Raw genomic sequence first — 20,620 nt, 5'->3', positions numbered from 1 at the left:
GGAGGGGGAGTCGGTGGTGGGGTCGGTGGTCACGCGGTGTCCTCGGCTTCCGGTCGAAGGCTGATGGGAGTGTCTGTTCGTGGGGTCATCGGATGCGATCGGGTCATTCGGGTCTCCGCATGTCCGCGAGAGCAGCATCGACGGCGGCCTCGAGCTCCTGCAGACGCCGGGAGTACTCGACCAGCGCAGGATCGTCGCCGGGCAGCGGTCCCGACAGCAACGACTGCAGCGTCCCGCGGGGGATCCGCAGACGGTCGGATGCCGCGTCCGCGACCTCGTCGGGCGTGGCATGCACCGCGAGACCGAGACGACGCGCCAGCCGTCGGCGGCTTCCGTCGCGAATCGCCTCCGCGGCATGGCCGGCGTCGCCGGACTTCGCGGTCAGGCGGGCCCGGCCGTGCATGGTCTCGGAGGCGCGGACCGTCACCGGCAGGGTCTCCGCGACGAGAGGGCCGAAGCGCTGACCGCGCCACAGGGCGGCTGCGAGTCCGGCGAGCAGCAGCAGGAGGATCGCGGGCGTGACCCAGCCGGGGGTGAGCGACCCGAGGGTGTCGGGGGACTGCCCCTCGATGTCGGTGTCTTCGAAGCTGGGCACGTACCAGACCACGCGATCGGTCTGGCCGAGCAGAGCGAGTCCGAGTGCCGCGTTGCCGTCCTCGGTCAGGTAGGCGTTGCTGAAGAGGCGCGCTCCCTCGACCAGGATGCGGGTTCGGCCTTCGGACTCGTCGAGCAGCACGGCGGCGGCGTCCGCGGATCCGAAGCATCCCTCCACGCCGTCGGCCGGGTCGAACAGGCGGTCGGGGCGGATCGTGCCGACATCGGCGAACTCGGGGACGTCGCACGACGGCCCGACGGCGGCGGAGTCGGGGGCGGCGTTGCCGCCGAGGTCGAGGAGCGAGAGCAGGTGCGTGCCGGAGGAGAGGAACACCACGCGGTCGGCGGGTTCGATGAGGTCGAGGATCGCATCGTCGGTGAGCGTGTAGGGATTGGCCAGCGCGAGTGTCGCGTCGTCGGTCAGCGCCGTCCGGACTTCCGCGCGAGTGCGCGCGACGGTGACGTCGACGCCCTGGTCGCGGAGGAGCTCGGCGAGGGCCATGCTGCTGGAGTCGCCCACTCCCTCGGGGTCGAGCGATCCCCGACCGCCCGGCATCTGGACGCCGACCTGAGTCGCGACGAACACCCCGAGCAGAACGAGTGCCGCGACGACGGCCCAGCCGCCGAGACCGCGGAGCCGTCGACCGGGCTGGGGCGCCTCGGCGGTCGACGCCGGAATCTCCTCGACGACCGCGCTCATGCGCTGACCAACCGTGGGCGCGCCGCGCGCAGTCGCTCGTCCGTCGCGGCGAGTTCGGCGTAGCTCTCGGACGTCGCGGGACGCCGCAGGTAGCGGACGTCGTCGAACGAGACGGCGGCGGCGCGGACCGCGCTGGACTCCTGAGAGAACACGGAAGACACCTCGCGGGCGATTCCCTGCGCCGTGGCCCCCGGAGCGGGATCGATCAGATCGCGCTCGAGGAGGTCGCGCGCGAGGGCGCGGAAGCGCAGGATCGTCGCCGCGTCCCAGTCCCCGTCCCGGGCGCTGCGCTCGGCGTCGGACCTCAGCTCGGCGGCGCTGCGGTCGTCGTCGGCGCCGAGCAGCCCCGCGAACGGCCTGCGCACGGCCTGCGAGCGCCGCGGGCGTCCCCAGACCAGGAGCGCGACGATCAGGGCAGCCACCACGATCACGCAGACGACGATCAGCGCCGCCGGCCCCTCGGTGGCGCCGTTGTCGGCGCTGAACAGGTCGCCGAGGAAGCGTCCGATGTCACGCATGAGGAGATCGAACCAGGTCGGCTTCGCGTCGGCGTAGCGCGGGTTCGAGAGTTCCTCCTCGGCCCAGCGCCTGGCGTCGTCCCCGTCGGGAACGAACACGTCGATCGGTCGGATCATGCGCGGCCTGCACCGCCGGAGTCGGAGCTCGAGCTGCCGGGATCCGGTGCGCCGGAGGCGTCGTCGGCCGCGGGCGGCGGCGCGTAGGGTGGTGGCGCGGATGCTCCCGACGGCTGTGACGAGTACTGCGGGGCCGCGTACTGCTGTCCGGGGTACGGCGGGGCAGGAGGCTGCGCCGGATACTGCTGCGCCGGATACTGCGGATATGCGGGCTGCTGCTCCGGGTAGGGGGAGTACTGCTCACCCGGGTACGGGGAGTACTGCTGACTCGCGTACTGCTGACCCGGATACTGCTGACCGGAGTACGGGTCGCCCGCGTATCCCGCGCCGAGCGCCCATTCGGGTACCTGCTTGGGCGGGGGAGCGCTCGTGACGGCCCGGGCGGGGTCGACCGCGAACGGATCCTCGAGATGCTCCTCGGTCCAGCCGAGATCACGACGTTCCACGTAGCTGATGAGCGCCTGGTCGAGGCCCTCGTAGCGCATGCGGGAGTCGAGGTACACGAGCGTTCCCGCCGAGCTCTGCACGACGAGTGTGATGGCCTGCAGCACGAGGAGGAGGATCTGCGGTGCGAGGAGCGCGAACACGAATCCCATGATGGCCGCGGGGTCCTGGGAACCGGTCGGGGCTATCACTCCGCCCAGCATCGTGCTCAGGAGGCTGACGGGCAGATTCACGACCTGCATCGCGATGCCCATGATCGCGCCGATCAGGAAGGTGACGCCCCACGCGACCCAGAACCGGCCGCGCGTGAGGCGCCACGAGCGCACCAGCGCCTCGCGGAACCGCGCGCGCTCGAGCACCAGGATCGACGGCACGAGCAAAAGCTTGGTGGTGAGCCACACGACGAGCGGGATCGTGGCGAGGACGAGGAGGACGACGATGATCACGAGGCCGCCGATCGCCTCGACGGATCCGCCCAGGCCGCCGGCGACGAACGCCGCGATGATGAGGAAGACGAGCACCATCACGCCGAAGACGAACACGATCGACAGCGAGGCGAAGCCTGCGAGCCGCCAGAAGGCGGGGATCATCTTCTTCCAGAGCGCCCCCAGCGACGCCTTCACGCCGAGCGCCGCGTTGCCGATCTCGGCGGCGACCACTCCCTGCATGAGAGCGGTGAAGGCGATGGATGCGAGGCTGACGGCGATGCCGGCCACGATGCTCATGCCGATCGTGCCGGCCAGGATCGCCTCGAAGTCGGGCGACGAGGACGAGAGCGACTCGAGGCGCGTGAACGCGGTCGCGAAGACGAACCCCATGACCGCCGCGCTCAGCACCACCACGGCGAGCTGGATCACGACGCCGAACCCGAACAGCACCTTCGGGTTGTGCCGCAACGCCGAGAACGAGCGTCCGAGCAGCATCCCGAAGGTCATCGGATGCAGGGGGATGATGCCCTTCTTCGGGGCAGGGGTCCACGTCTGGCCGGTCACCGGCACTCCCTCCGTCGTGCGCTCCCATCGTGTCATAACACACCTCGCCTGCGCAGACGTGGGGCCGTGGTACTCAGTGCCATAAGGTAACAGTTATGACCTCACGCATCCTTGTGGTCGATGACGACACCGCGCTCGCCGAGATGATCGGCATCGTGCTGCGCACGGAGGGCTTCGAGCCGGTGTTCTGCGCGGACGGCGCGAAAGCGGTGGAGGAGTGGCGCACGCAGCGCCCCGACCTCGTCCTCCTCGACCTCATGCTGCCCGGAATGGACGGCATCGAGATCTGCACGCGGATCCGAGCCGAGTCGGGCGTCCCGATCATCATGCTCACCGCGCGCAGCGACACGTCCGACGTCGTGCGCGGCCTCGAGGTCGGCGCTGACGACTACATCGTCAAGCCGTTCAATCCGAAGGAGCTCGTCGCCCGCATCCGCACCCGGCTGCGCCCAGCGCCCACCACGGTGGGGGAGCAGCTGCGGGTCGGAGACCTCACCGTCGACGTCGACGCGCACGAGGTCCGCCGCGGTACGACCCCGATCGCGCTCACGCCGCTCGAGTTCCAGCTCCTCGTCGCCCTCGCATCCAAGCCGCAGCAGGTCTTCTCACGCGAGATGCTGCTCGAGCAGGTGTGGGGCTACCACTACAAGGCCGACACTCGTCTCGTGAACGTGCACGTGCAGAGGCTGCGCGCCAAGGTCGAGCTCGACCCCGACAACCCGAGGATCGTCATGACGGTGCGCGGCGTCGGCTACCGGGCCGGGAGCCCGGCCTAGGCTCGTCATGGCTGCGACGACAGCGACCACCACGGCGATCGCTGTCCTGCGCGACTGGCGGGGCTGGCCGGGGGTGCTCGGTGCCCTCTGGCGTCGCTCGCTGCGGTTCCGGACTCTTACGATCACACTCCTGCTCACCTCGACCGCGATCCTCATCACGTGCGTCACGATGGCGCTCGTGATCCAGAGCGATCTGTTCGAGTCGCGCAAGAACGAGGCGCTCGAAGACGCCCGGCGGTCCATCGATCAGGCGCAGATGACACTCGACGCGACCGCACTCGGCGACAACCCCGGCGCGCTGTCCGAACTGTGGGACAGTGTGCAGGAGGATCTCGGCCGCAACTCCACGGCGGAGGGACTCGCCGGGTTCCGGATCGACGAGGACGTCGCCGGGCCCCTGAACGGCTTCACCGCAGGGCTCAGCGCCAACTTCATCACCCCGGCGCTGCGCAATCGAGTCGTCGAGTTCGACGACTGGCAGTCGTGGCAATCGGTCTCGCTCGACATCGGAGGCCGAAGTGTGCCGGGCGTCATCGTCGGGCAGCAGCTCCAGGTGCCGGAAGCCGGACCGTTCGCGGTCTACTTCGCCTACGACTTCGCCGACGCGGACAACACGCTCACCTTCGTCCAGCGGACCTTGTGGATCGCGGGCATCGGCCTCGTCGCCATCGTCGCCGCGATCTCCTTCGTCATCCTGCGGACGGTGTCGACTCCGATCGTCCAGGCCGCGGAGACCAGCGCACGGCTCGCGGCCGGCAACCTCGGTGTCCGCATCGATGTGCACGGCGAGGACGAGCTCGCGACGCTCGGCCGCTCGTTCAACGCCATGGCCGACAGCATCGAGGCGCAGATCAAGGAGCTCGGCGAACTGTCGCTCGTGCAGCAGCGCTTCGTGTCGGACGTCTCGCACGAGCTGCGCACGCCGCTCACCACGATCCGTCTGGCGGCGGACATGCTCAACGACCAGAAGCAGGAGTTCGACCCGACGACGGCGCGGACGACCGAGCTCCTGCACACCCAGGTCCAGCGCTTCGAGACGCTGCTCTCCGACCTCCTCGAGATCAGTCGCTACGATGCGGGGTCGGTGCAGCTCGAGTTGGAGGCGACGAGTCTCGCGCATCTCGCGGAGGACGTGATCGACCAGATGCGACCGCTCGCTGACGGTCGCGGCAGCGAACTGCGACTCGTGGCGCCGGGCGGCTACTCGCCCGTGGACATGGACCCGCGGCGCGTCCGTCGCGTCCTGCGCAACCTGATCGGCAACGCGATCGAACACGGCGAAGGTCGTCCGGTCGTCGTCACGGTCGACAGCAACCAGCATGCGGTGGCGGCGGGGGTGCACGATTTCGGACTGGGTATGGACCCGGCGGATGCCGAACGCGTGTTCGACCGCTTCTGGCGCGCGGACCCTTCGCGGCAGCGTACGATCGGCGGCACCGGCCTCGGCCTCTCCATCGCCCTCGGCGATGCGACGCTGCACGGGGGCACCCTCGCGGTCTGGTCCGAGTTGGGCGTCGGCACGAACTTCGTCCTGACCATCCCGCGGGGCGAGATGCTCGACGGGCCATCGCCCATCCCCGTCGAGCCGCAGGACGCGCTCGGCGAGGTCGGCGATGCGACGCAGCCAATCCAGCTCGCGGACCTCCCCGCCGAGCTCTTCGATCGAGGGAGTCTGGAATGAACGCGCGTGCTCGCCGTGCACTCCGAGGTCTCGCGGTCGGAGTCGTCGCAGCGCTGCTGCTGTCGGGCTGCACGGGGCTCCCCACGACGGGAGACGTCCAGCCAGGTCTCGCCCTCGGCGCTTCTCCCGAGGATCCGGACTTCCTCCCGCTCGCGTCGGGCCCCGCCGAGGGGGCGGGGCCGGCTGCGATCGTGGAGGGCTTCATGGAAGCGGCGATCACCCCGGCCGACAACTGGGACACTGCACGAACGTTCCTCACGCCCGATCTTGCCGCGACCTGGCGTCCCGGAACGGGAGTGTCGGTCGACGTGAGCGCGTCCACCCGGTCCTTCGACTCGAACGTGGAGAACGACGCGGAGACCGAGGACGGCGATCGCGCGGACGTGCGCGTGACCTTCGACCAGATCGCGAGCGTCGACGGCACCGGCGCCTACAGCGAGGCGATCGGAGCGTCGAACTCGGCGTTCGTGGTGGTGAAGAGCGACGGGCAGTGGCGCATCTCCGAGGCGCCGGACGGCGTCGTCCTCGACGAGGCGCGTTTCTCCCGCGTGTACGACGACTACGCCCTGCAGTACTACGACGTCACCTGGGAGCGGCTGGTGCCCGATGTGCGCTGGTTCCCGCGGCGCGCGACGGTAGCGACGACCATCGCGCAGACGCTGATCGGCGGGGCGCCGAGCCCGTGGCTCGACCCGGCCGTGCAGAGCGCGTTCCCCGCCGGGGTGCAATTGGCGCGCGACGCGGTGCCCATCGACGCCGACCAGGTCGCGGAGGTCGCGCTCAACCGGGCGGCCCTCGGCCTCGATCCCGTCACTCTCGCACGCATGCGGACACAGTTGCAGGCGACCTTCACGGCGTCCCAAGTGCAGATCAACCAGGTGCGTTTCACCGTCGACGGTCGCCCCCTGGAGGCCGGCGTCGCGAAGATCGTCGAGGATCCGCCGGACGGCGGCAGCCTCGTGCTCAAGGACGGCACCTTCGGGACCCTCGTCGGGGGCGAGATCACGCCTCTGCCCGGGGTGACCGAAGAGGTCCTCGCCCTCACCCAGCCGGTCGCCGCGATCGACGTGTCGGCGAGCGGAGCGCACGCTGCCGTGCAGCTCGCCGACGGGCACGTCTGGATGGCGGGCGACGGCAACTTCGACGAACTCGATCCCCGGGCATTGTTGGTGCGCCCGTCGATGGATCCGTTCGACTACACCTGGTCGGTGCCGTCGAGCGCGCCCGCGGCGCTGCAGGCGATCAGCACGGACGTCCGGGCGCTCGAGATCGCCTCGGCGTGGCCCGAGGCCTCGCAGGTGTCGGCCATCCGCGTCTCCGTGGACGGCGCGCGCATCGCAGCCGTGATCGTCGTGGGCGGCGAGCAGTGGCTCGTCGTGTCGGCGATCATCCGTGACGAGACGGGTACGCCGACCGAGCTCGGGCCGACGGAGGAGGTCGCCCAGCTCGACGACGCTGCGCTCGGACTCGTGTGGCTCGGGCAGGACCGCCTCGGCGTGCTGAGCTCCGGTGAGGACCGCACGGTGCTGACCCAGATCGTGGGAGGCGCCGGCACGGTCGAGGCGGCACCGACCGCGGCGATCTCGATCGCGGGGTCCCGCTCGAACTCCGGCGTCCGGATCCTCTCCTCCGACGGCTCCGTCTTCGCGCGCAGCGGATCCGCGTGGAGCGAGTCCACCGACGGCGTGCTCCTGCTCGGCACCCGCGCCGGTCACTGACCCGCCGGGACCCCTCCTGCACGGCCGACCAGCCTGATCCGGCTCTGCACAGACGCCGGGCACACGCCGGGGCATCGCGTTCCCCCGCGGCAGCGGTGGGCGATGCTCGAGGAATGTTCGGCGACCTCCGTCTCCCCGCCTCCCTCCGCTCGCTCGGCACGGAAGTCCTGGGTCTGCTCCTCGCCGCGTGCTGCGCGGGCTGCGGCGCTCCCGAGGTGATCCTGTGCGAGGCGTGCAGGGGAGAGCTGTCCGCCGCTCCGATCGACCTGCGCACCCCGGGCGGTCTCGCCGTCCGCGCGGCCCTGCCGTTCGACGGCGTCCGCGCGCGTTGCGTCCGACGCCTGAAGGACGACGGGGAGACTCTCCTCGTACGCCCGCTCGGTGCAGCGCTCGCGGCAGCGATCGCCCGCTCCCCGGTTCCGTCCGCGGCTCTGGTGCCGGTGCCGACCTCGCGGCGTTCGATGCGTCGGAGAGGGTTCAGAGTGCCCGAGGTCCTGATCCGCGGCGCTGGGCATCGTCCGCTGCGCGTGCTCTCGACGGTTCCCGGTCGACGCGATCAGAGAGGTCTCGACGCCGCCGACAGAGCGGCGAATGTGCGGGGGAGCATGCGCGCACGGAGTGGAGGCGGCGGACGCGAGGTGATCCTCGTCGACGACGTGATGACGACGGGAGCGACGCTCGACGAGGCGGCGACGACTCTCGCGCACGCGGGATACCGGGTGTCCTCCGCGGTCGCGCTCGCCGCCACGCCGCGTCACAGCGAACCCTGAGCAACCGCATGGGCGACACGGAGGAAATGACCCGTGACATCCGGTCGCATGCGGACTACCGTGGGGGGTCACAAGGCGACCACGGTCCGCCCTTGGCCGGGAGGACCGGGACAAGGAGGCAGCAATGGAAACGAGCATCGTCGGCGTCGGAGTGGGTATCACCGATCGCTTCCGGTCCGTTGTCGAGGAGAAGATCGCCAGGATTCAGACGCTCGCCGCGCGGGCGCAGCGACTGGACATCAAGGTCACCCATCGGGTGTATCGCAACGGGCAGGTCCCCGAGGAGACCGTGGAGCTGACGCTCGTCGGCAAGGGGCCGATCGTCCGGGCCGAGGCCACGGACGGCGACAAGTTCGTCGCCCTCGACCTCGCGGTCGACAAGATGTCCGAGCAGCTCCGTCGCGCCAAGGAGAAGCGGGTCGATGGCCGACAGCATCCCCGCGGAGCGCACTTCGAGAAGGGCAGCGGCTCCCTCGAGGGGATCGACGTCGAGCCCGCGTCCGCAGACGTCCTGCGAGCCGTGGCGACCGGCAGCGTGCCCGTGCAGAGCGACGAGGACGAGACCTACTCGCCCGTCGTCATCCGCACCAAGAGCTTCGACGCCGAGTGGATGACGGTCGAGGAGGCCGTCGACCGCATGGAGCTCGTCGGTCACGACTTCTTCCTGTTCGTGGACGCGCGCACCGACCACCCGAGCGTCGTCTACCGGCGCAAGGGCTGGGACTACGGCGTGATCGCGCTCGACACCCAGGCGCCCCCTGCCGAGGCGCTCGCATCCTGACCGCTCGATGAGACGAGAACGGCCCGCCTCGACACGAGGCGGGCCGTTCTCGGTCCGGGGGATCCATCCGCCCGGATAGTTGGCGGTTCAGTCGAACATGCCGTCGAGGAGACTGCCGATCACGAGGCCGCCGAGGATGCCGGAGGCGATTCCGCCGCCGCCGCCGCCGCGTCCGCCGCCGCCCCAACCGCCGCCGCCCCAGCCGTCTCCGCCGCCCCAGCCCTGGTCCTGCGGGCGGGAGGAGTCGATGTCGCGCTGAGCGAGCTGCAGTGCTTCGGCCGCGAGGTGCGCGACGCGGCGTGCACTCGCCAGCGCCTGGTCCCGTGTGTCCTCGGCGGGGAGGAGATCTGCGAGGTCGACGCGCAGTCGCTCGGCCTCCGCGAGCCGGGTGCGCGCATCCGCACCGATCCAGCCGCGGTGGCCGGAGATGAGTCCGCGGGCCACGCCGAGCTGTCGGTCCGCGTCGTCCATCGCATGCTGCACCTGCGCGATGCTGGGCAACGGATGCTCCGCGCGGTGGCGAGCCTTGGCGATCGCGTCGTCGAGAGCGGTGTTGGCAGCGCGCAGCTGCGAGAGCTCGGCGAAGGGGTCGCCGGGGGAGCCAGCAGGGGAGAGCGCGCTCAGCGCGTTCTGCAGGTCGCTCACGGCCGCGGCCACGGCGGGTACCTGCGGGGCGGTGCGCGCGGCGATGAGATCTCCTCGCGAGTCGGCCACGACCTCGGCGAGCGTGGACTCGGCGCGCAGCGCCTCGATCTCGAAGTCCTCCACGGCGTCGAGCAGCGCGGAGGCGCGACGTGTCGCCTCGGTGGCGGTCTCGAGCGCGAGGTTCGCCTCCTCGTTCTGCTTGGCCTCGCGCCTGCGTTCGGAGACGTCGGCGCCGTGCGTGGCGAACGCGATCAGCTGCTCGGCCTCCGCGGCGCTCGCGGTGATCTGGTGCATGGCCGAATCCGCGTAGCGTGCCGAGAGCCGCGCGACGGTGTCGTTGGTGTGTGGGATCCGGGAGCTGAGCGCGGCGGCGTCCGCACGCACCTGCGCGATGATCTCGGGGGCGCGGCGCACCTTCGCGATCGATTCGGCGAGGTCGGACGTCTTCTCATCGAGAAGATCCTGCGCCCAGTCGCACAGCTGCACGATGCGCGCGTTGCGCGTGCGGAGCTCCTCCGCGGTGTCAGGGATCTCGTCGTGGTTGAGCTGGTGGAGCTGGAAGGCCTCGCGCAGATGAGTGCGCACCGCGTCGAGTGCCTTCGACAGGTCGCCCGTGAGCGAGTCGCCGAGCTCGGCCTGCGCGAACACCAGCTCGTCGGAGGTGGACCGGATGCGCTCGTCGGCGGCGACCAGCGCCTGCTCGGCCCGGCGCGCCAGATCGGCGTCCTGTGCGGCGAGTTCTTCCTGCTCGCGCTTGCGTCTGCCCCAAATTCCAGCCATGTCTCAGATCCTAGTTTCCCGGGGCTTCAGACGGGCTGTGCATCCGCTCCAGGCGAACGGGGATCAGACGGCGAGCACGGAGCCGGCGATGCGGGCCGGTCGCCCGCGCCGGGGCCGTTCGGGGTCGAGCTCGAGGGCCAGAGCATGCTGCGGATGCTCCGCGAGACGCGTGCGCACATGATCGAGCCAGCGCAGCTCGGCTTCTGCCGCGAAGATCAGCGAGTCCAGCACCAGCGAGCGCGCCAGGCCCTCGGCGTCCACGTCGTCGTGTGACGAACGGCGGGCGAGGAGGTCGCGGAGTCTTGACGTGCTCTCCTCTCGCTGTCGATCGATGATCTCTCCGGCGTCGGCCCCGGGGAGTGTGGCGGCGACCGCGATCTTGATCGTCAGCTCGTCGCGGGCCACGGTGCTGCGTGCGACCGGGGCGAGGAGCCAGCGGTCGACCTCGTCCGCTCCCGCCGCGGTGATCTCCCAGTAGACATGCCCCTGAGCGTCCGCGGCTCCGCGCTGCACGAGGCGGTCGCGCTCGAGCCGCTCGAGCGTGTTGTAGATCTGCCCGACGTTGAGCGGCCACACCGACCCGGTGCGGCGATCGAACTCGTGGCGCAGCTGATAGCCGTAGCACGGTCCCTGGACGAGGATCGCGAGCAGCGTCTGGCGCACCGACATGAGGCCTCCTGGAGTCGAGGACCACTATATGCATACTCGGAAACCGACAGGCGGCGCGCCATGCAGGCCACGTGCAGGTCACGGCCCGGTAACATGGCAAGGTATGCCTGGCGCGACGCCCCAACCGACGGCGCCGCCGGACCCATCGACAGGGAGATGACATCTGTGGCCAATCCTCTTGAGAAGCTGCTGCGCGCCGGCGAAGGACGGGTCATCCGTCGCCTGAACCAGGTGGTGAAGGCCGTGAACGCGCTGGAAGAGGACATCTCGAAGCTCACCGACGAGGAGCTGCGCAACGAGACGACCGAGCTGCGTGCGCGATTCGAGAAGGGCGAGACGCTCGACCAGCTCATGCCGGAGGCGTTCGCGGCCGTGCGGGAGGCGGCCCGGAGGACTCTCGGCATGCGCGCCTACGACGTCCAGATCATGGGCGGTGCGGCGCTGCATCTCGGCAACATCGCCGAGATGAAGACCGGTGAGGGCAAGACCCTCGTGGCGACGTTCCCCGCATACCTCAACGCCATCGCGGGCGAGGGCGTGCACATCATCACCGTCAACGACTTCCTGGCGAGCTACCAGGCCGAGCTCATGGGGCGGGTGTTCCGCGCGCTGGGCATGACCACCGGGATCATCGTGTCCGGTCAGACTCCCGCCGTGCGCCGCGAGCAGTACGCGGCCGACATCACCTACGGCACGAACAACGAGTTCGGCTTCGACTACCTGCGCGACAACATGGCATGGCGCAAGGAGGATCTCGTCCAGCGCGAGCACTTCTTCGCGATCGTCGACGAGGTCGACTCGATCCTCATCGACGAGGCGCGTACGCCGCTCATCATCTCGGGACCGTCGTCCGGCGAGGCCAATCGCTGGTTCGCGGAGTTCGCGAAGATCGCCCGCACACTCGTGGCCGGAGAGGACTACGAGGTCGACGAGAAGAAGCGCACCGTGGGTGTGCTCGAGCCGGGAATCGAGAAGGTCGAGGACTACCTCGGGATCGACAACCTGTACGAGTCCGCGAACACGCCCCTCATCTCGTTCCTGAACAACTCGATCAAGGCGCTCGCGCTGTTCAAGAAGGACACCGACTACGTCGTCATGAACGACGAGGTCATGATCGTCGACGAGCACACCGGTCGCATCCTCGTGGGTCGTCGCTACAACGAGGGCATCCACCAGGCGATCGAGGCCAAGGAGGGCGTGCCGGTCAAGGCGGAGAATCAGACCCTCGCGACCGTCACGCTGCAGAACTACTTCCGTCTGTACGACAAGCTCGCCGGCATGACCGGTACCGCCGAGACCGAGGCGGCGGAGTTCATGTCGACGTACAAGCTCGGCGTGATCCCGATCCCGACGAACCGTCCCATGATCCGCAAGGACCAGTCCGACCTCGTCTACAAGAACGAGACCGCGAAGTTCGCGCAGGTCGTCGAGGACATCGCCGAGCGTCATGCCGCCGGCCAGCCCGTGCTCGTCGGAACGGTCAGCGTCGAGAAGAGCGAGTACCTCTCGCGACTGCTCGCGAAGAAGGGCGTCAAGCACGAGGTCCTCAACGCCAAGAACCATGCACGCGAGGCGGAGATCGTCGCACGTGCCGGCCGCCTCGGTGCGGTCACGGTCGCGACCAACATGGCCGGCCGTGGTACCGACATCATGCTCGGCGGCAACGCGGAGTTCCTCGCGGTGCAGGAGCTCAAGAGCAAGGGACTCGACCCCGTCGAGACCCCCGAGGAGTACGAGGTCGCCTGGGACGAGGCGTACGAGTCCATGAAGTCCGTCGTGGCCGAGGAGGCCACCAAGGTGCAGGAGGCCGGTGGCCTGTACGTGCTCGGAACGGAGCGCCACGAGTCGCGCCGCATCGACAACCAGCTGCGCGGACGTTCCGGCCGTCAGGGCGACCCCGGCGAGAGCCGTTTCTACCTGAGCCTCACGGACGACCTCATGCGGCTGTTCCAGTCCGGCGCGGCCGAGGCGATCCTGGCGCGCACGAACTTCCCCGACGACGTCCCGATCGAGTCGGGCCTGGTGTCCCGTGCGATCCGCAGCGCCCAGTCGCAGGTCGAGGCACGCAACGCCGAGATGCGCAAGAACGTCCTCAAGTACGACGACGTGCTCAACCGCCAGCGCGAGGCCATCTACGCCGACCGTCGGCACATGCTCCAGGGCGACGACATCGCCGACCGCGTCCAGCACTTCATCGAGGATGCGATCAGCGGCGTCGTGCGCGATCACACGGGCGAAGGCCACAACGAGAGCTGGGACTTCGACGCCCTGTGGACGGAGCTCAAGACCCTGTACCCGGTCAGTGTCACGATCGACGAGGTCGTGTCGGAGGCCGCGGACCGCAAGGGCGGAATCACGGCCGACGGCCTGACCCGCGAGCTGCTCTCCGACGCGAAGATCGCGTACGAGGCGCGCGAGGAGTCGCTGGGCGAGGCCGCGACCCGTGAACTCGAGCGTCGCGTGGTGCTGCAGGTGCTCGATCGCCGGTGGCGCGACCACCTCTACGAGATGGACTACCTGAAGGACGGCATCGGCCTCCGCGCGATGGCCCAGCGCGACCCGCTCATCGAGTACCAGCGCGAGGGCTACGCGATGTTCCAGTCGATGATGGGTCAGATCAAGGAGGAGTCGGTCGGCTACCTCTACAACCTCGAGGTCGAGGTGCGTCGCGCCGGGGACTCCGAGACCGCCGAGGTCGAGGCCAAGGGCCTGTCGGACGGCGCGGGCGAGCAGCGACTCGAGTACTCGGCGGCGAACGACGCCGGTGAGGTCGAGGTCCGCAACGAGCGCGGCCAGGTTCAGCAGGCGGCGACCGACCGCATGCGGCAGGCGGCCGCTCGGGCGCAGGCAGGACAGCAGGAGGAGCCGCAGCAGGATGCTCCGCGCGGCGCCTTCGGTCAGCGCACGGATGCCGAGGCGCCGGCCGCAGGCAACCGCGAGCAGCGTCGCGCACAGTCCAAGAAGAAGAAGTAGCACGCGGGGACACGCGTCGCGAGAAGAGGGCCATTCCGTGCGGAGTGGCCCTCTTCGCGTCCCTGTAGGCTTGCGCAATGACCCCATCGCGCCACTTCGACCAGTCGTCGAAGCTCAAGAACGTCCTGTACGAGATCCGTGGAAACACGCTCGTCGAGGCGGCGCGACTCGAGGCAGAGGGCCACCGGATCCTCAAGCTCAACACGGGGAATCCGGCGATCTTCGGCTTCGAGGCCCCTCATCAGATCGTGCACGACATGCTCGCGGCGCTGCCGACGGCCCACGGCTACAGCGACAGCAAGGGCATCGTGTCGGCACGTCGCGCGGTCGTGAGCCGCTACGAGCAGATCGAGGGCTTCCCGCGCTTCGACCCGGAGGACGTCTTCCTCGGCAACGGCGTGTCCGAACTCATCACCATGACCATGCAGGCGCTGCTCGACGAGGGCGACGAGGTCCTCATCCCGGCGCCCGACTACCCGCTGTGGACGGCCATGACGAGTCTGGCCGGCGGCACCCCGGTCCACTACGTCTGCGACGAGGACGACGAGTGGCAGCCTGATCTGGAGGACATCCGCTCGAAGATCACGCCGCGCACCAAGGCGATGGTCATCATCAATCCGAACAACCCGACGGGTGTCGTGTACTCGAAGGAGATCCTCGAGGGCATGGTGCAGATCGCGCGCGAGCACGAGCTGCTGCTGCTGTCCGACGAGATCTACGACCGCATCCTCTTCGACGATGCCGTGCACATCCCCACGGCCACCGTCGCGCCGGACCTGCTGTGCCTCACCTTCAACGGCCTGTCGAAGACCTACCGCGTCGCCGGCTACCGCTCGGGATGGCTCGTGATCACGGGCCCGCAGTCCCACGCGAAGGGGTTCCTGGAGGGCATCACGCTGCTGGCCTCGACGCGCCTGTGTCCGAACGTGCCCTCCCAGCACGCGGTACAGGCGGCGCTGGGCGGTGTGCAGTCCATCGACGCGCTGATCGCGCCGACGGGACGGCTGCACGAGCAGCGAGATGTCGCCTGGCAGGGTCTCGAAGCGATCCCCGGCGTATCCTGCGTCAAGCCCCAGGGAGCGCTCTACGCCTTCCCTCGACTGGACCCGAACGTGCACGAGATCAGGGACGACGCCAAGCTCGTCTACGACCTCCTCGTGTCCGAGCACATCCTGCTCGTGCAGGGCACCGGGTTCAACTGGGCCACTCCCGACCATCTGCGCATCGTCACGCTCCCGGAGCCGCGCGTCCTCGCCGAGGCCGTCGAACGGCTCGGGAACTTCCTCGCGAGCTACCGGCAGTAGTCGGGGCGGAGCCTGCGGCGAGCTCTGCCGCGACGCGCCGTACGGCGGCGACGAACGCCGAGCGCGGGGCGACGTCGGACGGCGGGCGCGCCTGCAGCAGCGCGGAGTCCGTCGCACGATGGTCGACCGGGAGGAAGGCGATGTCCGTGACGCCCGCGAACCTCTCGAGGGTGCGACGGATCTGACCGCGCGCATCGAGTCCGAGCGGACCCGGCCGCACCTTGTTCACGACGATCCGCAGCGGGGCGCTTCCGATGAGACGGCGCAGCTCGGCGTGATCGCGGAGGAAACGGCTGATGCTCAGCGGGTCGGCGGCGACGACGGCGACGACGGCGTCCGCCTCGGCCAACGCCGACGTCGTCGCGGCGTGACGGCGAGGCCCGGCGATGTCGAACGTCACCTCGTCGTCGGCGTCGAAGGCGCCGGACACGTCGACCACGCAGTCCTCGGCCCAGGCCCGACATGCGCCGAGTGCCGCACGGAGACGCTCGGCTGAGAGCTCCGGCCATCGCGACGGACGGTTGATCCCGCTCAGGACGGCGATCTCGCCGGCGCTCGTCGGCAGGGCGACCGCCAACCGGGTGAGCTCGGCATCGTCGAGGGAACCGAGCTCTGCGCGTCGGCAGGCGGCGGCGATTCCGGGTGCGTCATCGCTCAGCCCCAGAACAAGGGCGAGCGACGGAGCGACGGTATCGGCGTCGACGAGTGCGGTCCGCCGCCCGTGGCGAGAGAGCTCGACCGCGAGCTGCACCGCGACTGTGGAGCGGCCCGGTGCGCCGTGCGAGCCCCACACGACGATGATGCGGTGGTCTCCGTCGTGCTCCGACGGTGGCAGGGGGTCGGCGTCGCCGAGTGCGGCGAGCACCTCCCAGCCGGGCGCGTCCGCGGCGAGGGTGGCAGGCAGCCCGTGTCGCGCGAGCGCCCTGCTGTCATGATCGCCCACCGGGACGACCCGCACGGCTGCGCGGTCGCAGGCAGCGATGAACGCGGGCGTCAGCAGCTCGCGTCGTGCGGGGACGACGACGGCGTCGGCGCCCGCCAGAGACGAGAGGAGCGCTTCGGCCGGCGCGATCATCGCGACGGCCCCCTCGAGCTCCAGCTCGGCGGCCAGGGCGCCAGCGCGCGGCTCGGGGAGGCCGATCAGCACCGTGGTCATCGGTCGGTCCCGACGGGGACGATCGCCAGTTGCGCGCCTCCGGCGATCGCGGCGAGCACGTCCGTCACCGCACTCCGTTCGATCACGATCTCGACACCCGTGTGTCCGCCGGAGAGCACGCTGTCATCCGCGACCAGTGAGTGCACGATCGCGTCGCCGACGAGGACGCGCGGCGCACCGACCAGGCCGTCCTCCGTGGCCTCCGGGGTCTCCCACAACTCCACCACGGTCCCGGGGACGACGTCGCGGGGGACACCGGTGCTGCTCGCGATGACGACGGTGGTCGTGCGGCTCGCCTCCGGGTCCCCGAGAGCCGAGTGCGGGACGAGCTCGCCCTCGTCGAGAGTGCGCGCGGCCACGACGCCCTCCCGCACGGATGCGGGGGAGAGATAGTCGTCGACGAGCGGGCCGAGGTTCGCCTCCACGACACGCAGGTCGTCGGCCGTCACGACCTCGCCCTGCACGATCGTGCGCGAGGCCTGGAGGACGGGCGAGGTCGCTCCCGCGGAGGAAACCACGAGCCCGACGCCGGCGATCGATGCGGCGATCAGGGCGAGGCCGATGACGAAACGGAGGTCGACCCAGAACGCGCGACGGGGTCGGGGGAGGATGCTCATGCGGGACATGCAAACAGAAATCGGCGGTGGACTCCGCGAGTTATCCACACCGTCGGATGGATCGGGGAGCATGACCGCCACAGGGGGAGAATGGGGGCATGTCCGAGTCCTCCGCCCCTGCCGCGCGCTACCTCGCTCCCGCGCAGGTGGCGGAGCTGCTGGGCATCGAGGTCGACGAGGTCGTCGAGCTCGTGTACCAGGGGCGGTTGCGCGGATCGAGGCTCGGTGCGCCGCCGCGATGGCGGATCGAGGAGCCGAGCCTCGCCGGATACCTCGCAGAGCAGGTCGAGGAGGCGCGGCGCATGGCGCTGTGGCGTCAGGCCAACGAAGCGAGCTTCCCCGAGCTGTGGGGCGGCGTCCGCGCTCAGGGCATATGATCCCCGACGATCTGCACCCCGGCGAGAGAGCTGAACGGCACGATGCAGAAGCTGCGAACCGCGCTGACGGTCCGCGGCGCGCCGGCATCGTGGACCGCGAGATCCAGGTGATCCGCCCCTGCGCGGTCGATCGTCCCGTGCAGCTCTGAGTCTCCGACCCTGAGGACGCGCACCGGGACCCGACGGCGCGCGAGGTCGCGGAGCACGAAGCCGAGGGTCATCCGCTCTTGGAGCACTCCGTCGTCGCGGTCGGCGCCGTCCAGGCTCGCGAGCAGCTGGCCGTGGTCGACCCCGATCCCGCGGATCGCGTGCACCGGCACGATCCGGGTCGCGCGAGCCCGGAAGGCGCCCTCGGGCTCCGCCAGGGCCACGGCCGTCCAGTCCGCGCCGAGGGCCTGCAGGCGCACGCGGATGCGATCGCCGCCCGCGACGTCGACCGTGGCCGCGGCCCCGGAGTCGCAGAGGACCCGCAGCCGGTCCCGCAGGTCCAGACGGGAGATGCGCAGACGCTCCGACTCGGCATCCAGCGCGGCGCGCTCGCTCTCCCACTCGGAGGCGAGCTGACCCTCGAGGTCTTCGAACAGACGATCCCAGTGCACCCGAGACACGGTAGGCGACCGCATGGTTCGGGCATACGAGTTATCCACACACTTCGGCGGAAGCCCCGATCCGGTGTGATCCCGCGTGCTCTACTGACCGCAGTTCCCCGGACGGAGAAGGTCCCAGATGTCGCTTCACGAGTACTTCGGCCCGCAGCCCACACCACGCCTCGAGCTGCCGGACCCGCTGCCGCTGCTGCGGAGCCTGACGAGAGGCGTGCTCGAGGTCCTCGCAGGGATCAGGGAGGTCGATCAGCTCGCCCGCTGGTTCAGCGAGGACGCCTACCGCAGCCTGGTGACCCGTGCGAACCTGTCCGCGCGGGCCCGCAGTGCGCGCGGTGTGCCACCGGCGCGTCCGTCGTTCGAGATCCTGAGCATCCGCGCCTCGGAGCCCGCGGACGGCATCGTCGAGGCGGTCGTCGTGGTCGCGGGGCCCGGACGCACCAGGGCTGTCGCGATCCGCCTGGAGGGGCTCGATCGTCGGTGGCGCTCGACATCGCTGGCGATCCTGTGAGCCGGTGCGCTCTAGGCTGGACGGGTGTCTACACTCAGTGATCTCGCCCACGCTCAGGGCCGCCTGACCGACAACGACGTCGAATGGCTCCATCGACTCGCCGGTGACGGCCAGCTTCTCGCGGACCTCGCCTCCGCCGACATCGTCGTCTGGGTGCAGACCGAGGACGGGTCGTTCATCGCGGTCGCCCATGCCCGCCCCAGTGGGGCAGCCACCCTCTTCTACCGCGACATCGTCGGGGAGCGGGTCCGTCCGCAATGGCGCACGCAGGTGCAGGGCGCATTCGACTCCGCGGAGATCGTCGACTCCTCGTCACCCGACTGGTTCGAGGAGACCCCGACCCGAGTTCGGGCCGTGCCGATCGTGAATGTGCGCGGCGACGCCGGACGTGCCCCGTCGGTCATCGGCGTCGTGACACGGCACACCAACCTCGGCGAGGCGCGCACGCCGTCCCGGCAGCAGATCACGTTCGACGAATGCGCAAACGACCTGTTCCGTATGATCGCCGACGGGAGCTTCCCCGACCTCGCGGCCCCGACCTCTCCCCGTCGCGGGGCCCCGCGCGCCTCGGACGGACTGATCCGCATCGACGTCGACGGCATCACGACGTTCGCGAGCCCCAACGCCCTCTCCGCGTTCAACCGCATGGGCTTCGACGACGAGCTCGAGGGGGAGTCGCTGGCCGAGGTCACGACCCGCCTCGTGCCGCCGTCTCGTCAGGTCGACGAGTCGCTCCCCGTGGTGGTGACCGGTCGTGCCCCGTGGCGCACCGACATCGAGGCGCGGGGTGTGACGGTGTCTCTCCGCGCGATCCCGCTCAAGGACCACGGCACCCGCATCGGCGCGATCGTCCTATGCCGCGACGTGTCGGAGCTCCGGCACCAGGAGCAGGAGCTCATCACCAAGGACGCGACGATCCGCGAGATCCATCACCGCGTCAAGAACAACCTGCAGACGGTCGCCTCGTTGCTGCGGATCCAGGCGCGACGCACCCATTCGGACGAGGCGCGAGACGCGCTGACCCAGGCCATGCGGCGCGTCGACGCGATCGCGGTGGTGCATGACACGCTCGCGCAGGGGCTGACGCAGAAGGTCGACTTCGACGAGGTCTTCCATCGAGTGCTCAAGCTCGTCGCCGAGGTCGCCTCGGCGCCGAACACCCGCGCGCGAACCCAGTCCACCGGTCGTTTCGGGGTGCTGCCGAGCGAGTACGCCACGCCGCTGGCGCTCGCGCTGACCGAGGTGGTGACCAATGCCGTCGAGCACGGTCTGGCCGGTCAGGAGGGCATCGTGACGATCGATGCGACCCGCACGGAGGAGAACCTGCGTGTCATCGTCCGCGACACCGGGCACGGCCTGCCCGAGGGCAGAGTCGGGCAGGGACTGGGCACACAGATCATCCGCACCCTCATCCAGGGCGAGCTGAGCGGCTCGATCGAGTGGCGGGGGAGCGAGGGCGAGGGCACGGAGGTCGTGATCGACATTCCGCTCCGCTGGCTGACCGCCTGAGTGCGAGGCCACGCCTGATACGCCGAAGCGGCCCCGGACGGTGTCCGGGGCCGCTTTCGTTCGTCGTCGTCAGGAGGCGCGGCGGGCGCGAGCGGCGCGGCGCTTGAGGGCGCGGCGCTCGTCCTCGGAGAGCCCGCCCCACACGCCCGAGTCCTGGCTGGTCTCGAGGGCGTACTGCAGGCAGATCTCGGTCACGGTGCAGGTGGCGCAGACGGTCTTGGCCTTCTCGATCTGGTCGACCGCCGGACCGGTGTTCCCGACGGGGAAGAAAAGCTCGGGGTCGACAGTCAAGCAGGCGGCCTTGTCGCGCCAATCCATAGGGGGCTCCTCGGTGTGGGACTTGTGAGCCGTCGCAGCGCGACGACGCGGATTTCGGGTGGCAGTTC

General features: G+C 69.9%; 19 protein-coding genes. 10 read left to right on the top strand and 9 right to left on the bottom strand.

What is annotated here, in order from left to right:
* Positions 1–103 precede the first annotated feature (103 nt).
* From MRBLMX7_RS03615 to MRBLMX7_RS03605, 3 genes are read right to left on the bottom strand one after another with little or no spacing between them, the layout of a single operon-like run.
* A complete protein-coding gene (locus MRBLMX7_RS03615; RefSeq protein WP_363366240.1) occupies positions 104–1,294 on the bottom strand; it encodes a DUF4350 domain-containing protein in 1,191 nt (396 codons plus the stop codon).
* On the bottom strand, positions 1,291–1,929 hold the full coding sequence (locus tag MRBLMX7_RS03610) for a DUF4129 domain-containing protein (protein WP_363366239.1): 639 nt from the start codon (positions 1,927–1,929) through the stop codon (positions 1,291–1,293). Before MRBLMX7_RS03610 ends, MRBLMX7_RS03615 begins: the two co-directional genes overlap by 4 nt.
* Complete coding sequence (locus MRBLMX7_RS03605; RefSeq protein WP_363366238.1) at positions 1,926–3,365, bottom strand: hypothetical protein; 1,440 nt, start codon at positions 3,363–3,365, stop codon at positions 1,926–1,928. Before MRBLMX7_RS03605 ends, MRBLMX7_RS03610 begins: the two co-directional genes overlap by 4 nt.
* Before the next feature lie 95 nt (positions 3,366–3,460).
* Between MRBLMX7_RS03605 and mtrA the strand changes: the two genes are divergently transcribed.
* From mtrA to hpf, 5 genes are all read left to right on the top strand, one after another.
* Entirely contained in the window at positions 3,461–4,141 is a 681-nt protein-coding gene (gene mtrA / locus MRBLMX7_RS03600) for an MtrAB system response regulator MtrA (protein ID WP_050721354.1), read from the top strand.
* 7 nt (positions 4,142–4,148) lie between these two features.
* Positions 4,149–5,822, top strand: a complete 1,674-nt coding sequence (gene mtrB, locus MRBLMX7_RS03595; protein WP_363366237.1) for an MtrAB system histidine kinase MtrB — start codon at positions 4,149–4,151, stop codon at positions 5,820–5,822.
* Complete coding sequence (locus MRBLMX7_RS03590) at positions 5,819–7,540, top strand: LpqB family beta-propeller domain-containing protein (protein WP_363366236.1); 1,722 nt, start codon at positions 5,819–5,821, stop codon at positions 7,538–7,540. The genes mtrB and MRBLMX7_RS03590 overlap by 4 nt, the downstream gene beginning before the upstream one ends.
* A 113-nt stretch (positions 7,541–7,653) precedes the next feature.
* Positions 7,654–8,310 carry a ComF family protein gene (locus MRBLMX7_RS03585; RefSeq protein ID WP_363366235.1) on the top strand — a complete coding sequence of 219 codons (657 nt, stop codon included), beginning with the start codon at positions 7,654–7,656 and terminating at the stop codon, positions 8,308–8,310.
* Between the two features lie 124 nt (positions 8,311–8,434).
* Positions 8,435–9,091, top strand: a complete 657-nt coding sequence (gene hpf / locus MRBLMX7_RS03580) for a ribosome hibernation-promoting factor, HPF/YfiA family (RefSeq protein ID WP_050721350.1) — start codon at positions 8,435–8,437, stop codon at positions 9,089–9,091.
* 87 nt (positions 9,092–9,178) lie between these two features.
* Here hpf and MRBLMX7_RS03575 read toward each other — a convergent pair whose 3' ends face one another.
* Both MRBLMX7_RS03575 and MRBLMX7_RS03570 read right to left on the bottom strand, forming a co-directional pair.
* The gene (locus MRBLMX7_RS03575) at positions 9,179–10,516 is read right to left on the bottom strand and encodes a hypothetical protein (RefSeq protein WP_363366234.1); all 1,338 of its coding nucleotides are present in this window, start codon (positions 10,514–10,516) and stop codon (positions 9,179–9,181) included.
* 63 nt (positions 10,517–10,579) lie between these two features.
* Complete coding sequence (locus MRBLMX7_RS03570; protein WP_363366233.1) at positions 10,580–11,185, bottom strand: PadR family transcriptional regulator; 606 nt, start codon at positions 11,183–11,185, stop codon at positions 10,580–10,582.
* Positions 11,186–11,350: 165 nt separating this feature from the next.
* Here MRBLMX7_RS03570 and secA point away from each other — a divergent pair, with 165 nt between their 5' ends.
* A complete protein-coding gene (gene secA / locus MRBLMX7_RS03565; RefSeq protein WP_363366232.1) occupies positions 11,351–14,158 on the top strand; it encodes a preprotein translocase subunit SecA in 2,808 nt (935 codons plus the stop codon).
* Between the two features lie 77 nt (positions 14,159–14,235).
* The gene (locus tag MRBLMX7_RS03560; RefSeq protein ID WP_050721346.1) at positions 14,236–15,462 is read left to right on the top strand and encodes a pyridoxal phosphate-dependent aminotransferase; all 1,227 of its coding nucleotides are present in this window, start codon (positions 14,236–14,238) and stop codon (positions 15,460–15,462) included.
* Here MRBLMX7_RS03560 and MRBLMX7_RS03555 read toward each other — a convergent pair.
* Positions 15,386–16,618 (bottom strand): AAA family ATPase, encoded by a 1,233-nt coding sequence (locus MRBLMX7_RS03555; RefSeq protein ID WP_363366231.1) that lies wholly within the window; start codon positions 16,616–16,618, stop codon positions 15,386–15,388. The genes MRBLMX7_RS03560 and MRBLMX7_RS03555 overlap by 77 nt on opposite strands.
* Positions 16,615–17,235, bottom strand: a complete 621-nt coding sequence (locus MRBLMX7_RS03550; RefSeq protein ID WP_363366230.1) for an SAF domain-containing protein — start codon at positions 17,233–17,235, stop codon at positions 16,615–16,617. Before MRBLMX7_RS03550 ends, MRBLMX7_RS03555 begins: the two co-directional genes overlap by 4 nt.
* A 98-nt stretch (positions 17,236–17,333) precedes the next feature.
* Between MRBLMX7_RS03550 and MRBLMX7_RS03545 the strand changes: the two genes are divergently transcribed.
* Complete coding sequence (locus MRBLMX7_RS03545; RefSeq protein ID WP_363366229.1) at positions 17,334–17,612, top strand: helix-turn-helix domain-containing protein; 279 nt, start codon at positions 17,334–17,336, stop codon at positions 17,610–17,612.
* Here the strand turns inward: MRBLMX7_RS03545 and MRBLMX7_RS03540 are convergent.
* Complete coding sequence (locus MRBLMX7_RS03540) at positions 17,600–18,211, bottom strand: hypothetical protein (RefSeq protein ID WP_363366228.1); 612 nt, start codon at positions 18,209–18,211, stop codon at positions 17,600–17,602. The genes MRBLMX7_RS03545 and MRBLMX7_RS03540 overlap by 13 nt on opposite strands.
* Positions 18,212–18,338: 127 nt before the next feature.
* On the opposite strand from MRBLMX7_RS03540, the gene MRBLMX7_RS03535 reads away from it, so the two are divergent.
* Positions 18,339–18,725 (top strand): Rv3235 family protein, encoded by a 387-nt coding sequence (locus MRBLMX7_RS03535; RefSeq protein ID WP_050721343.1) that lies wholly within the window; start codon positions 18,339–18,341, stop codon positions 18,723–18,725.
* 24 nt (positions 18,726–18,749) lie between these two features.
* Complete coding sequence (locus MRBLMX7_RS03530) at positions 18,750–20,234, top strand: sensor histidine kinase (protein WP_363366227.1); 1,485 nt, start codon at positions 18,750–18,752, stop codon at positions 20,232–20,234.
* A gap of 69 nt (positions 20,235–20,303) precedes the next feature.
* On the opposite strand, the gene MRBLMX7_RS03525 is transcribed toward MRBLMX7_RS03530, so the two are convergent.
* Entirely contained in the window at positions 20,304–20,552 is a 249-nt protein-coding gene (locus tag MRBLMX7_RS03525; protein ID WP_017203224.1) for a WhiB family transcriptional regulator, read from the bottom strand.
* Positions 20,553–20,620 lie beyond the last annotated feature (68 nt).

It is taken from the genome of Microbacterium sp. LMX7-1.2, from assembly GCF_040675935.1.
Classification (GTDB): Bacteria; Actinomycetota; Actinomycetes; order Actinomycetales; family Microbacteriaceae; genus Microbacterium.
This window is presented reverse-complemented; position numbering and strand designations above follow the sequence as displayed.